The organism is Burkholderia sp. Ac-20353 (genome assembly GCF_017104785.1).
Lineage (GTDB): Bacteria > Pseudomonadota > Gammaproteobacteria > Burkholderiales > Burkholderiaceae > Burkholderia.
In genome coordinates, this window is record NZ_JAAGPL010000011.1 from 20,681 (window position 1) to 33,495 (window position 12,815).

At 64.2% G+C, this 12,815-nt stretch carries 13 protein-coding genes; 6 read left to right on the top strand and 7 right to left on the bottom strand.

Annotated features, from left to right (window positions below):
* Positions 1-644: 644 nt before the first annotated feature.
* Positions 645-1,835, top strand: a complete 1,191-nt coding sequence (locus G3N94_RS05100; RefSeq protein ID WP_205791113.1) for a DNA-binding protein — start codon at positions 645-647, stop codon at positions 1,833-1,835.
* Positions 1,836-1,960: 125 nt separating this feature from the next.
* Here the strand turns inward: G3N94_RS05100 and G3N94_RS05105 are convergent, their stop codons facing one another.
* From G3N94_RS05105 to G3N94_RS05115, 3 genes are all read right to left on the bottom strand, one after another.
* Positions 1,961-2,983, bottom strand: coding sequence for a tyrosine-type recombinase/integrase (locus G3N94_RS05105; protein ID WP_205791014.1), 1,023 nt, complete (start codon positions 2,981-2,983; stop codon positions 1,961-1,963).
* A gap of 52 nt (positions 2,984-3,035) precedes the next feature.
* Positions 3,036-3,413: a DUF2471 family protein gene (locus G3N94_RS05110; protein ID WP_205791015.1), complete on the bottom strand. Its 378-nt coding sequence runs from the start codon at positions 3,411-3,413 to the stop codon at positions 3,036-3,038.
* A gap of 178 nt (positions 3,414-3,591) precedes the next feature.
* Positions 3,592-4,203 (bottom strand): XRE family transcriptional regulator, encoded by a 612-nt coding sequence (locus tag G3N94_RS05115; RefSeq protein WP_205791016.1) that lies wholly within the window; start codon positions 4,201-4,203, stop codon positions 3,592-3,594.
* A gap of 160 nt (positions 4,204-4,363) precedes the next feature.
* On the opposite strand from G3N94_RS05115, the gene G3N94_RS05120 reads away from it, so the two are divergent.
* A complete protein-coding gene (locus G3N94_RS05120) occupies positions 4,364-5,563 on the top strand; it encodes a glycine C-acetyltransferase (protein WP_205791017.1) in 1,200 nt (399 codons plus the stop codon).
* Positions 5,564-5,576: 13 nt separating this feature from the next.
* Complete coding sequence (tdh, locus tag G3N94_RS05125) at positions 5,577-6,605, top strand: L-threonine 3-dehydrogenase (protein WP_205791018.1); 1,029 nt, start codon at positions 5,577-5,579, stop codon at positions 6,603-6,605.
* 76 nt (positions 6,606-6,681) lie between these two features.
* Here the strand turns inward: tdh and G3N94_RS05130 are convergent, their stop codons facing one another.
* Positions 6,682-6,972 (bottom strand): hypothetical protein, encoded by a 291-nt coding sequence (locus G3N94_RS05130; RefSeq protein ID WP_205791019.1) that lies wholly within the window; start codon positions 6,970-6,972, stop codon positions 6,682-6,684.
* A gap of 251 nt (positions 6,973-7,223) precedes the next feature.
* On the opposite strand from G3N94_RS05130, the gene G3N94_RS05135 reads away from it, so the two are divergent.
* Together G3N94_RS05135 and G3N94_RS05140 are read left to right on the top strand one after the other, a co-directional pair.
* On the top strand, positions 7,224-7,838 hold the full coding sequence (locus G3N94_RS05135; protein WP_205791020.1) for a TetR/AcrR family transcriptional regulator: 615 nt from the start codon (positions 7,224-7,226) through the stop codon (positions 7,836-7,838).
* Positions 7,839-7,886: 48 nt separating this feature from the next.
* On the top strand, positions 7,887-8,366 hold the full coding sequence (locus tag G3N94_RS05140) for a nuclear transport factor 2 family protein (RefSeq protein WP_205791021.1): 480 nt from the start codon (positions 7,887-7,889) through the stop codon (positions 8,364-8,366).
* A gap of 296 nt (positions 8,367-8,662) precedes the next feature.
* Here the strand turns inward: G3N94_RS05140 and G3N94_RS05145 are convergent, their stop codons facing one another.
* Positions 8,663-9,748: a tartrate dehydrogenase gene (locus G3N94_RS05145; protein WP_205791022.1), complete on the bottom strand. Its 1,086-nt coding sequence runs from the start codon at positions 9,746-9,748 to the stop codon at positions 8,663-8,665.
* 252 nt (positions 9,749-10,000) lie between these two features.
* Here G3N94_RS05145 and G3N94_RS05150 point away from each other — a divergent pair, with 252 nt between their 5' ends.
* A complete protein-coding gene (locus tag G3N94_RS05150) occupies positions 10,001-10,924 on the top strand; it encodes a LysR substrate-binding domain-containing protein (protein ID WP_205791023.1) in 924 nt (307 codons plus the stop codon).
* A gap of 204 nt (positions 10,925-11,128) precedes the next feature.
* Here the strand turns inward: G3N94_RS05150 and G3N94_RS05155 are convergent, their stop codons facing one another.
* Both G3N94_RS05155 and G3N94_RS05160 read right to left on the bottom strand, forming a co-directional pair.
* Positions 11,129-11,797 carry an HAD family hydrolase gene (locus G3N94_RS05155; protein ID WP_205791024.1) on the bottom strand — a complete coding sequence of 223 codons (669 nt, stop codon included), beginning with the start codon at positions 11,795-11,797 and terminating at the stop codon, positions 11,129-11,131.
* Complete coding sequence (locus G3N94_RS05160) at positions 11,798-12,814, bottom strand: ABC transporter ATP-binding protein (RefSeq protein ID WP_205791025.1); 1,017 nt, start codon at positions 12,812-12,814, stop codon at positions 11,798-11,800.
* Position 12,815 lies beyond the last annotated feature (1 nt).

Here is a 12,815-nt window from a genome sequence, read left to right on the forward strand (position 1 = left end):
GCAGAAACGACGGTAAACGAAGGTCCTGAAAAGCCTCACCTATGTCTGCACAGGCAGAAAACTGTGCGCTCAGACACAGCAGGCGTTTCGCGGCTGTGCAGTCCCGCAAACGCTCACCTGTGGAAAATCCATTGATTTGCTGTGCTCCTGAATCCGCTCACGACCTTTCCCGCAACGGCTCACGCAGCTCCCCGAACCCCATCACGTCGGCTCCCGCAGAAGGTCACCTTGATTCCCGTAAAGCTTCACCTTGTCGGCCGGAAACCCTTGCTATGTAAGGCTGTGCCGTGGCGTTAACGTTTTTAACTAAGGGTTCAAAGGTGTTTACTTCTAATACTCTCAACACGTCTCCCGACGAGTTTTCCACAGATACCCCTAACCCCGACACCCAGCGTCCTGCTCACAGTGCATCCTGTGAAACAACCCTGTTTTTTCGTGGACTGACGAAAAACGCTGCCAATACAATTGCTTAGTGTCGTTTCTTCGCTTTGTTTCACGGAATCTGCGGCTGTGATCGACGACAAGCCCTCACAGCAACGCTTCCTGTGCACAGCGACGCAAAATTGCAACGTCTGGCAGAAATAGGTATTGAAAGATACGTATTTCGTTATGATTGCAACAATCAAATCGCAATGAGATATGTCATGACCCTCGACGAGATGCGCCAGGTCATCCGGGAAGAGCTGGAGTCGTTGCGCGCAACCGGTGCGCGGCGCCAGGAGTTGTCGCTGCATGCGTGCAAGCGCTTGTTCTTCGATCTTGGAATCCGGCCGTCGGCTGCCAACGTCCGCGATCTCACGCAGACAGGCAGCGCCAGCGACATTCCGAAGGACATCGATCACTTCTGGGAACGGATCCGTTCCGCGTCAAAGGTTCGTCTCGACGGCGCGGCCATTCCGAAAGCGGTCGAGGAGAAAGCCGGCGCCCTGCTCGGCGCGCTCTATGAAGAAGCGCTGAAAGCCGCGCGGGACAGTCTTGATGCCGACCGCGAGCAGGTCCGCGCGAATGTCACACAGGCCGAACAGCAATTGCGCGACGCAAGCGTTCGCCAGGAAACGCTCGAGGCTGCCGTCGCACGCAGCGAAGCCCGCAATGAGCAGTTGCAGGCACGGGTTACCGAACTCGAGGTTCAGCTGGCGTCACAGACAACGCACGGTTCGGCAAACGAAGCGACGCTGCTCACCACAGTCGGCCGCCTGGAAAAGGACGTGATCACAGCCACGAGCCGCATCGATGCCGAGCAAACGCAGAACGCCACGCTGCGCGACCGCATCGACGTGCTGCAAGCCGAGCTGCAGCAGCGCACCGAGCATTACGCGCAGCAGATCAAGGATGCGGTGGCGGAAGCGGAACGTCGCGTGAAGCCGATGCTGGTCGAGCTGGATTCATTGCGCAGCATGGCGTCGACCTACCAGTCCGGATTGCGCGATGTGCAACGCAAGGAATTCGATTTTCTGCAGCAGCTGAGTGCGGCCAAGGCTCGTGCGGACCGCCTCGATGAACAATTGCGCAGCCAGGGCGATGAATTGGAGACGGCGACGCGCGAGAGGAATGCGCTGCGCGCGAATCAACGGATGAATCCGGAGATCGCCACACTGATCCGGCGGCTCGCCGAGACGGGCAAGCTCGATGCCGACGCATTCTCCGTCATCGGTACCACGCTGGACCAGGAAACGCCGGTGCCGAACCAGTGTCCGCATTGCGACGGCGAGCCAGAACTGTCACATGACGAAGCGGGTTTCGAAGTGTCGTGCCCCGAGTGCGAGCACGCGTCAGGTTCGTGGCCATCCCGCTTCGAAGCGGTCACGCGCTTTGCCACGACGGACCGGCGTTGATCCGGACCGCGGGCACCGGTGAGACGTTGCGGGAAGCAAAAGGTGAGGATATTCGGGAGCGCTGCGTGGGTGAGGCCGCGCCGGGCAAGGCTGCTCACGCATCGTCAGCGTGAGCAGCACCGAGGTCAACCGTGAGATTCGCGGTCGGCCTCCATCTCACCTTCGTGCTCGGCCAGATCGTCACGCCAGTTCTTCCACGCGCGATGCAGCCGATTCGACGAAATCGGCTGCATGAAGCCCAGCCACTGGCCGACCCGCTCGAGCGGCACGTCGTTTTCGAACAGCTCCGCGGCATAGGTGTTGCGCAGTGTCTGCGGGCTTGCGCGCGCGGTGCGTGACGACGCAATGTCGGCCGCTTCGACGATCGCGTCGATCGCGCGCAACATCGTTGCCTTGTGCATCGGACGTCCGGCATGCGAGGCCGGAAAGACGAGCTCGCCCGGAATCTCCTGACGCTTGCGTTCCGCGAGCCACGCGTCGAACAGCGCGATCGCGAATGACGCGAGATGCGTTTCCCGCGCGAAATCGGGATGCGTCGACGGAATCTGCAGCGTCGTGCCACTGGTATTGACGCAACTAATCGTAAGAGCGCGTGCTTCGCCGGTCTTTACGCCGGCGCCGAGAAAGGCGGCAACGAGCGCCCGGTCGCGACGCTCTTTCCATAACGCGGCGCCGGATTCGACGATCGGCGAAAACAGATAGGTGAGCAACTTCGCACGCTCGGACGGTGCGAGAAAGCCGGTCGGTTCATTGTCGCGTGCCTTGCGCCAGATCGCTTCGCCATCCTGAGCGATGAAGCGGGCCGGGTTGGTCGATGCGAATTCGCTGCGCCGGATGTGGTCGAGCACACGCTCGATCAGCCGCAAATAGCGCATGCGCTGCGTTTTCCTGATCGGCAGTTCGCCGACGAAATACGCGATCGATGCGGTGTCGACGGTCGCGAGATCCTTTTGATGTGCGCGCAGCCAGGTGAGAAAGGCGCCCCATTGCGCGCGATAGACATCGGCAGACGACTGTCGATAGTCCTGCATTGCAAGCCATGCATCGAAGGCTGCTTCGGGGGATGCGATCCAGTCCGAGGCACCGCGGTCGAACAGATCTTTTTCCGAGTCGGGCGAGCGAGCTTCCGCAGATGAAGGAAGGGACATGTTATTTTTTCCGTTAGTTGCGCATAGGGTAGTCCTTTCCGCAACGCCGTGATCAATCGCCCCAGGCCTTGGCGACGCGGACGGTTCGCGGTGCGGGTTGTGCATCGCGCTGGCGTGCCGCGGCCTCGTACGCGTTGAGCGCGAACGAGAACGCAGCGGGCAGTGCGTTGGAGCGCCCGAAATCGATCGGATCGTCCGTTTCGGGAAACGTCATGTCCGACGGCCGTTCGAACAGTTGACGCATGTCGGCCTCGTGCCGGCTGGCGAAACCGAGGTCTGCCAGTGCCTCGGCTTCGATTGCGTGCAGCAGGCGCCAGGTCAGCGGCACCTGCTGGCGGGTATAACGTTCGGCAATGTGGCGAACGATCTTTTCGAGGTCGTGCGCAGCAGCCTTGAAGCTGAGCGCGGCCAAGTCTTGTTCTTCGGTCATCGCAGGCTCCTGTGGATCAGGGGTGGCGCGTTAGCGCTTACTCTGGTCCCATGCTTCGCGGTCGACCAGCGTTGGCACTTCGGCGCTCACGCCAGTCACATGCAAAGCGGAATGTCCGTATACTGTACAAACATACAGTGTTTTGCGCAACTGGCCGATCGGATGGCTCGACAGCCCGTCAGCGATGAATCACGATCAACAACGCTCTCGCTTCGCTCTTGCCAGGGTTGCGGATCGCGTGCGGCCCGTCGGCCGCGTAGCGTGCGGTGTCGCCGGCTTTCAGGCGGCGGGCGGCCCCCGCCGCCTCGATTTCCATTGCGCCATTCAGCACCGTGAGGTGCTCGCGCGTGCCCGGTTCATGAGCGTTCGACGCGAGCGTGCCGCCGCCGGGCAGGGTCAGTTCGTACCACTCGAACTTGCCGGCGAGGTCGATCGGGCCCCATACACGCAACTGATACTGGCCGTCGTGGCCGGCCAGCGTCGGGATGTCGTGCGGGCCGTCGACACGAATCGTCTCCGCTGCCTTCGGTTGCGAGAACAGTTCGTCGAGCGTGATGCCGAGCGCATTCGTCAGGCGCCACGCGACTGCGATCGTCGGGTTCGCCTTGTCCCGCTCGATCTCGGAGAGCATCGATTTCGACACGCCTGCCGCACGCGACAGGTCGTCGAGCGTCAGCTTGCGCTCGTTGCGCAGGCGCTGGATCTGTTCGCCGACGCGCGGGGGCGTCGCGGCGGCCGGCGGCTGGGCGGCGCTCGCGGGCGCGCGCCGAGATCCGGAGGAACTTGCCATTTGAATTCCGTTCGCTTAGAGTTGTTCGATATTCCGAATTTTAGTTCGGAATAACGGAAAAGAGCGGTCAACCGAACGACCGACTATAACAGTAGCAGGCCGCTGCGCCGCCACCACGAATGGCGCGCAGCGGATTGCGAATCCAGTCAGGAGCTTTGCGATGCGTGATGCCTTTCTCGCCCAGGTGCGCGGGACGCTCGACCAGATCCGCGCGGACGGTTTCTACAAGACCGAGCGCGAGATCGCGAGCCCGCAAGCGGCGGCCGTGCGGCTCGCCGGCGGTGCCGGCGTGCTGAATTTCTGCGCGAACAACTATCTCGGCCTTGCGAACGATCCGCGCCTGATCGCGGCGGCCAAGGCCGGCCTCGACCAGGACGGGTTCGGCATGGCGTCGGTGCGCTTCATCTGCGGCACGCAAACCGTGCACAAGCAGCTGGAAAGCGCGATTGCCACCTTCCTCGGCACCGAGGACAGCATCCTCTATTCGAGCTGCTTCGACGCGAACGGCGGGCTGTTCGAAACGCTGCTCGACGAGAACGATGCGGTGATCAGCGACGAACTGAACCACGCGAGCATCATCGACGGCGTCCGTCTGTGCAAGGCGAAACGGTATCGCTACCGGAACAACGATCTCGCCGATCTCGAAGCGAAGCTCAAGGAAGCCGATGCGGCGGGCGCTCGCCACAAGCTGATCGCGACCGACGGTGTGTTCTCGATGGACGGCATCATCGCCGACCTGAAGGGCATCTGCGATCTCGCCGACCGCTACGGCGCGCTCGTGATGGTCGACGATTCGCATGCGGTCGGCTTCATCGGCGCAGGTGGCCGCGGCACGCCGGAATATTGCGGCGTCGACGGGCGCGTCGACATCATCACGGGCACGCTCGGCAAGGCGCTCGGCGGCGCATCCGGCGGCTACGTCGCCGCGCGCCGCGAGATCGTCGAACTGCTGCGCCAGCGCTCGCGCCCGTATCTGTTCTCGAACACGCTCACGCCGAGCATCGCCGCGGCGTCGCTCGAAGTGCTCGAGCTGCTTGGCAGCGACGAGGGCGCGAAGCTGCGCGAGCGCGTGCGCGAGAACGGCGCGCGCTTCCGCGAGCAGATGACCGAAGCGGGCTTCACGCTCGTGCCGGGCGCGCACCCGATCATTCCGGTGATGCTCGGCGACGCGCAGCTCGCGACGAAGATGGCCGATGCGCTGCTCGGCGAAGGTGTCTACGTGATCGGTTTCTCGTTCCCGGTCGTGCCACGCGGGCGCGCGCGGATCCGCACGCAGATGAGTGCGGCGCACACGCCGGAACAGATCGACCAGGCTGTCGCGGCATTCGTGCGCGTCGGCAAGTCGCTCGGCATCGTCTGACGGAGCGCCGACCATGAAAGCATTGGCAAAGCTCGAGCGCGGCCCCGGCCTGTCGCTGACCCGCGTGAAGCGGCCCGAAGTCGGGCACAACGACGTGCTGATCAAGATCCGCCGCACGGCGATCTGCGGCACCGACATCCATATCTGGAAGTGGGACGACTGGGCGCAAAAGACGATCCCCGTGCCGATGCACGTCGGTCACGAATACGTCGGCGAGATCGTCGAGATGGGGCAAGAGGTGCGCGGCTTCGCGATCGGCGACCGCGTATCGGGCGAAGGGCACATCACGTGCGGCTTCTGCCGGAACTGCCGCGCAGGGCGCCGGCATCTGTGCCGCAACACGGTCGGCGTCGGCGTCAATCGCGAAGGCGCGTTTGCCGAATATCTCGCGATTCCCGCGTTCAACGCGTTCAAGATTCCGCCGGAAATCTCGGACGATCTTGCGTCGATCTTCGATCCGTTCGGCAACGCGACGCATACGGCGCTGTCGTTCAACCTCGTCGGCGAGGACGTGCTGATCACCGGCGCCGGCCCGATCGGCATCATGGCCGTCGCGATCGCGAAGCATGTCGGCGCGCGCAACGTCGTGATTACCGACATCAACGACTACCGGCTCGAACTCGCGCGCAAGATGGGCGCGACGCGTGCGGTCAACGTCGCACGCGAATCGTTGCGCGACGTGATGACCGACCTGCACATGACCGAGGGCTTCGACGTCGGGCTCGAGATGTCCGGCGTGCCGAGCGCTTTCACGAGCATGCTCGAGGCGATGAATCACGGCGGCAAGGTCGCGCTGCTCGGCATTCCGCCCGCGCAGACGGCGATCGACTGGAACCAGGTGATCTTCAAGGGGCTCGAGATCAAGGGCATTTACGGCCGCGAGATGTTCGAGACCTGGTACAAGATGGTCGCAATGCTGCAAAGCGGGCTCGACCTGTCACCGATCATTACGCACCGGTTCGCCGTCGACGATTACGAGCAAGGCTTCGCGGCCATGCTGTCGGGCGAGAGCGGCAAGGTGATCCTGGACTGGACAGTGTGACGGTGACGCACGGCGGCGCGTAGCGATTGCCATTTGCTGCGTGCTGCTCACCGGACGCTGCTTGCCAGCGTCCGTTTCAACGCAACGTCAGCATCAATGCGCGGCGCGCCCGGCTTTTCAGCCGGGCACGTTTGCCGCCAGCACGTCGTTTGCCCCATTCGTCGGTGATATCCGGGACATCTCCCGACTCACTGTTGCGCACGCCATCTCGGCTCGCGATCTCACGCCGGCCGTCACGCATATCACCCGTCACATCATTCCTTGCGAAAGGTGAGGAGATTCGGGAGCGCGTTTCCGGATCACAGATCCGCTCGGCGACGCGAGTTGTTAGGTTGATCGGTGAGGATTGCGCAGAACCTGCGATCACGGTTGGTTCCTCGCAATTCACGTCTCCGGCGCACGAACACAGTTGACCTGCTTCACGCCGCCATCCGCTCCCCTGCTTCGCCCGCTTTTCCATAATCCAGGTTGAACCCCAGCGTGCCGAGCGCGAACCCGCGCGCGGCGGCGATCGCGATGCGCAGCATTCGATCGGCAACGCCCGCAACGCCCTTATCCCGGCGTGGTCTTTCACGCGAGATTCTTGACGACGGAGAACGATCGTTCTACCGTATACGCATGAACACACATGACGACATTTCTGCCGAGCCGGGCGTGCGCGAGCGGCTGCTCGATGCGGCCGAAGCACTGATCTATTCGGGCGGCATCCATGCGACGGGCGTCGACGCGATCGTGAAGCGATCGGGCGCTGCGCGCAAGAGTTTTTATTCGCACTTCGAATCGAAAGAGGCGTTGGTAGTAGCCGCGCTCGAGCGGCGCGACGCGCGCTGGATGCAGTGGTTCGTCGATGCAACGCTCGCACGAGGCAAGACGCCGTGCGCGCAACTGCTCGGGATGTTCGACGTGTTGCGCGACTGGTTCCGGCAGCCCGATTTTCACGGCTGCGCGTTCCTGAACGCAGCCGGCGAGATTGCCGATGCCAATGATCCGGTGCGTGTGGTCGCACGTGCGCACAAGGCGCAATTGCTGGCGTTCGTGCGCGAGCGGCTCGACGCGCTGGCCGGCGATGACGGGATCGACCGGCGCTCGGTTGCACGGGTCGCGCGTCAGTGGCTGGTCCTGATCGATGGCGCGATCGGCGTGGCGCTCGTGAGCGGCGATGCGACCGCTGCGCGCGATGCGCGCGCCACCGCCGAACTGTTGCTCGATGCCGCGTCGCGGTCGTCGACGTAGCAAAGCTGCCGCGATTTCACGCGGCCAAACCCTGAACTGGAGAATGCGATGTCCGAATCAGCCGAAGTCCGTCCGCCCGTCCCGCCGTTTACGCTCGACACCGCGCGCCAGAAAGTCCGCGCTGCCGAGGACGGGTGGAATACGCGCGATCCGCAGCGCGTGTCGCTCGCCTATACGCCGCAAAGCCGCTGGCGCAATCGCGCGGAGTTCGTGATCGGCCGCGACGAAATCGTCGGGCTGCTGCAGCGGAAATGGACGCGCGAGCTCGATTACCGGTTGATCAAGGAACTGTGGGCGTTCGGTGGCAACCGCATCGCGGTGCGCTTTGCGTACGAATGGCACGACGATGCCGGCAACTGGTTTCGCTCGTACGGCAACGAGAACTGGGAGTTCGACGAAAACGGCCTGATGGCGCATCGCCACGCGAGCATCAACGACCTGCCGATCCGCGAGACGGACCGGCTCTTTCACTGGCCGCTCGGCCGCCGTCCGGACGATCATCCCGGGCTGTCCGATCTCGGTCTGTAAGCGCATCGATCCGACGATAGCGGCGGCATCCAGGTGCCGTCGCGCACCGTGCAGGAATCCGGGCCGCAAGCATCACCGCAACCGAACGGTGAGGAAATTCGGGAGCGTCAATTCGAGCACGGTGAGCTTTTTCGGGACCCCCCGGGAGCGTTGCCACGGTGCGCATCGACATGTCGTGCGCTTCACCGATGAGCATCGCTTGTGCGTCGTCGCACGTGCCGTGCGATTCGACACGCAGATCGCATCACCTCACGCGCAACGGAACGCGTTGCGCGCCCCGTCGCTGACGAACGACCTCACCCCGCAATCCGTTTCGCGATCGCCTCACCCACCTCCACGGTGCCTGCGCTGCCGCCGAGATCGCGTGTCCGTGGCCCCGTGCGCAGCACGTCCTCGATCGCGGCGACGATCGCATCGTGCGCTTCGCGCTCGCGGCCCGCACCGTTGCCGACGAAGTCGAGCATCATCGCGGCCGACCAGACCATCGCGATCGGGTTCGCGACGAATTGCCCGGCGATGTCGGGCGCGGAGCCGTGCACAGGCTCGAACAGCGACGGAAACGTGCGGTCAGGATTGAGGTTCGCCGACGGCGCGATGCCGATCGTGCCGGTACATGCGGGGCCGAGATCCGACAGGATGTCGCCGAACAGGTTCGACGCGACGACGACGTCGAAGCGGTCCGGCTGCAGCACGAAGCGTGCGCACAGGATGTCGATGTGCTGCTTGTCCCAGACGATCTCCGGATAGCGTTCCGCCATCTCGGCGGCACGCGCATCCCACCACGGCATGCTGATCGCGATGCCGTTGCTCTTCGTCGCGACGGTCAGGCGTTTCGCGCGCCGTTGCGCGAGTTCGAACGCGAACTTCAGCACGCGCTCGGTGCCGTGCCGCGTGAAGATCGATTGCTGCATCACTACTTCGCGATCGGTGCCCTCGAACATCGTGCCGCCGACCGACGAGTATTCGCCCTCGGTGTTCTCGCGCACGATCATGAAGTCGATGTCGCCCGCACGGCGGCCGGCGAGCGGCGACGGCACGCCGTCGAACAGGCGTGCGGGACGCAGGTTGATGTACTGGTCGAATTCGCGGCGGAATTTCAGCAGCGAGCCCCACAGCGAGATGTGATCCGGCACCGTGGCGGGCCAGCCGACCGCGCCGAACAGGATCGCGTCCACGCCGGCAAGCTGCACCTTCCAGTCGTCGGGCATCATCCGGCCATGCTGCGCGTAGTAGTCGCAGCTCGCCCAGTCGATGTGTTGGTATTCGAAGCGGATGCCGAAGCGGGCCGTCACGGCGTCGAGCGCGCGCAGGCCTTCGGGCATCACTTCGCGGCCGATGCCGTCACCGGGGATGACGGCGATGGTGTAGATCTTGTCGCTCATGCGAGTGCTCCTCTCTATCAGATGTCGGCCAGCGCTAGCGCTTCGGCGCTTACGCATGGTCCCATGCTTCGCGGTCGGCCAGACCTGGCGCTTTGGCGCTTGTTTCGACCCCATGCTTCGCGCGCTGATTCGATGCGAAGTTTCAGGACGGGTCTCGCCGTCGCGGCCCGCGCCCGGCGGCGTTCGATGGCATTTTATTTATTTCCATCCGGATTAAAATCGCCGGAAACGTTAATCGACTTTCCACGAATCGTGAACAAATCGCCGAACCTGGACGACCTGCGCGTGTTCAGCGTCGTTGTCCGCCTGACGAGCTTCAGCGCGGCGGCCGAGCAGCTTGCCGTGTCGCCGGCGTACGTCAGCAAGCGTATCGCGTTGCTCGAGGCACAACTCGGCACGCGGCTGCTGCATCGCTCGACGCGCCGCATCACGGTGACGGAAGCCGGCGAACGCGTGCTCGCGCGCGCCGAGAAGATACTCGACGACGTGGATCATCTCGTCGATGACGTGTCGACAGCGCGCACGGTGCCGCGCGGCACGCTGCGCATCTCGAGCAGCTTCGGTTTCGGCCGGCACGTCGTCGCGCCCGCGCTGCTCGACTTCACTGAACGCTATCCGCAGCTGAACGTCCGGCTCGATCTGTTCGACCGGCTCGTCGACGTCGCGGGTGAAGGGTTCGACCTCGACATCCGGATCGGCGACGAGATCGCCGATCACCTGATCGCGCGCCGGCTCGCGGCAAATTATCGGGTGCTGTGCGCGTCGCCCGACTATCTCGCGCGGCGCGGCACGCCCCGCTCGATTGCGGAACTGTCGTCGCACGAATGCCTCGCGATCAAGGAGCGCGATCATCCGCTCGGCGCGTGGCGGCTGAACGTGCGCGGCGAGACGTCAACCGTGAAGGTTGGCGGCGCGCTGTCGACGAATCACGGCGAAGTCGCGGTGCAATGGGCGCTTGCCGGGCGCGGGATCGTGCTGCGTTCGATCTGGGAAGCCGGGCCGTTGATTGCGAGCGGCGCACTGTGTCGCGTGCTGCCGGACGCGACGCAGCCGGCGAACATCTGGGCCGTCTATCCTGAACGCGTCGCGACGTCGGCGAAAGTACGCGTGTGTGTCGACTTTTTCGTGGATGCGTTCGCGCGTCTGGATGAGGCGGCACGCGACGGCGCCGCGTGATGCGGCGCAAAGGTGAGCTTTTTCGGGGGCATGTGCAGGCACCGGCAGGCGCGCGGTTCCGGTCCGCGGAATAGGGCGAAACGGAACGAGGCGGAACGAGACGGAACGAGGCAGGACGAAAAAGGACGCTCCGATCGTTTTCGGCGGGCATGCCGAGCAAAGGGGCGATGCAATCTTCGTCATGCGTTGCGCCGCCCGGCAGCGTCAGGACTCCGTCAACACCTGCCGCCAGGCAAGTTCGGTCCATTGCCTGCGCTGTGCCTCCCGGCGCAGCGTGTCGTCCGGATTCACGACGCTCGGATGATGCACGGCTTGCAGCAGCGGAATGTCGTTGAGCGAATCGCTATAGCCATAGCTCCCGTCCAGGGTTTCGCCGTGCCGTTCGAGCCATGCGCGCAGTCGCGTGACCTTGCCCTCGCGATAACTCAGCACGCCGCGGGTCCGGCCGCTATAGACGCCATCCGCCACCTCCAGTTCGATGCCGATGGTGTCGGCCACGCCCAGCCGCCGCGCGATCGGCGCGACCAGATGCTCGCCCGACGCCGAAATGACCAGCACGCGGTCGCCGCGCGCGCGATGGTGTGCGAGCTGACGCAGCGCGAGCGGGAAGACGCGCGGCACGATCACCGCCTCGATGAAGCGGTCGACCCACGGTTCGACGTCGTCACGCGTGAGGCCGCGCAGCGGCGTCAGCGTGTAATCCATATAGTCTTCCATTGCCAGTGTGCCGGCATAGTAAGCACGCAGCAGTTCGGCTTCGCGCGGCACCATGTCGGCCGGCGCCAGGCCGTGCTCGACCTGGAAACGCAGCCAGAGATGCGAACTGTCGCCGTCGACCAGCGTGTCGTCCATGTCGAAGATCGCGAGCGCCATTTAATGCACCTCGCGAACTTGCTGGCGGTCGATCGACAGCGCGACCGCTCGTCCGGCCGGCAGCAGATCGTCGACGCCGCGGTTCAGGTGGTCGACCTGCAAGCTGACGCCGTCGGCCTCGACCTGGTAGCGGATGATGTTGCCGAGCAGTTGATGGCTGCGGATGACCGCCGGCAACGGCGCGTCCGGATGGGCGGGATGGCGCGCATCCGGCTCGCAAAGGTGGATCGATTCCGGCCGGATCGCGAGATGGCCGGTCAGTTCGAGCCCGAGCAGCCGGGCCGCTTCAGACGGCGACAACAGGTTGTAGCTGCCCATGAAGCGAGCGACGAACGCGTTGGCAGGACGCGTATAGACGGTCTCTGCCGTGCCTTCCTGCACGATGCGTCCGTGGTTCATCACGAAGATGCGGTCCGATAGCGTGAGCGCTTCTTCCTGATCGTGCGTGACGAATACCGTGGTCAGGCCCAGCCGCTGCTGAATGTCGCGGATCTGTTCGCGCAGGTTGCGGCGGATGCGCGCGTCGAGCGCCGAAAGCGGCTCGTCGAGCAGCAGGATACGCGGCTCCACCACGAGCGCGCGCGCAAGTGCCACACGTTGGCGCTGTCCCCCGGACAGCTCGTGTGGATAGCGGGCCTCCATGCCGCCCAGTTCGACGAGCCGGATTGCATCGGCCACGCGCCGCGCGGTTTCGTCGGCCGGGCGCTTGCGCATCTTGAGACCAAACGCGATGTTCTCCGCGACTGCCATATTCGGAAACAGCGCGTAGCTCTGGAACACCATCCCGATGCCGCGCCGTTGCGGCGCCAGTGCCGTGATGTCCTGGCCGTCGACGCGGATGCAGCCGGCGTCCGCGTCGGTCAGGCCTGCCAGGCAGCGCAGCAGCGTGGATTTGCCGCAGCCGCTCGGCCCGAGCAGCGTGACGAATTCGCCTTGCCGGAGACCGAGCCGGATGTCCTCGAATACGGTCGTCGCGCCATAGCGCTTGGTCAGACCGTCAATTTCCACAAAATCCATA

Excerpts from the sequence above, each read along its gene's own strand:
- G3N94_RS05100 (WP_205791113.1), top strand. The coding sequence starts at position 645 with ATGACCCTCGACGAGATGCGCCAGGTCATCCGGGAAGAGCTGGAGTCG.
- G3N94_RS05105 (WP_205791014.1), bottom strand. The coding sequence starts at position 2,983 with ATGTCCCTTCCTTCATCTGCGGAAGCTCGCTCGCCCGACTCGGAAAAA.
- G3N94_RS05110 (WP_205791015.1), bottom strand. The coding sequence starts at position 3,413 with ATGACCGAAGAACAAGACTTGGCCGCGCTCAGCTTCAAGGCTGCTGCG.
- G3N94_RS05115 (WP_205791016.1), bottom strand. The coding sequence starts at position 4,203 with ATGGCAAGTTCCTCCGGATCTCGGCGCGCGCCCGCGAGCGCCGCCCAG.
- G3N94_RS05120 (WP_205791017.1), top strand. The coding sequence starts at position 4,364 with ATGCGTGATGCCTTTCTCGCCCAGGTGCGCGGGACGCTCGACCAGATC.
- tdh (WP_205791018.1), top strand. The coding sequence starts at position 5,577 with ATGAAAGCATTGGCAAAGCTCGAGCGCGGCCCCGGCCTGTCGCTGACC.
- G3N94_RS05135 (WP_205791020.1), top strand. The coding sequence starts at position 7,224 with ATGAACACACATGACGACATTTCTGCCGAGCCGGGCGTGCGCGAGCGG.
- G3N94_RS05140 (WP_205791021.1), top strand. The coding sequence starts at position 7,887 with ATGTCCGAATCAGCCGAAGTCCGTCCGCCCGTCCCGCCGTTTACGCTC.
- G3N94_RS05145 (WP_205791022.1), bottom strand. The coding sequence starts at position 9,748 with ATGAGCGACAAGATCTACACCATCGCCGTCATCCCCGGTGACGGCATC.
- G3N94_RS05155 (WP_205791024.1), bottom strand. The coding sequence starts at position 11,797 with ATGGCGCTCGCGATCTTCGACATGGACGACACGCTGGTCGACGGCGAC.
- G3N94_RS05160 (WP_205791025.1), bottom strand. The coding sequence starts at position 12,814 with ATGGATTTTGTGGAAATTGACGGTCTGACCAAGCGCTATGGCGCGACG.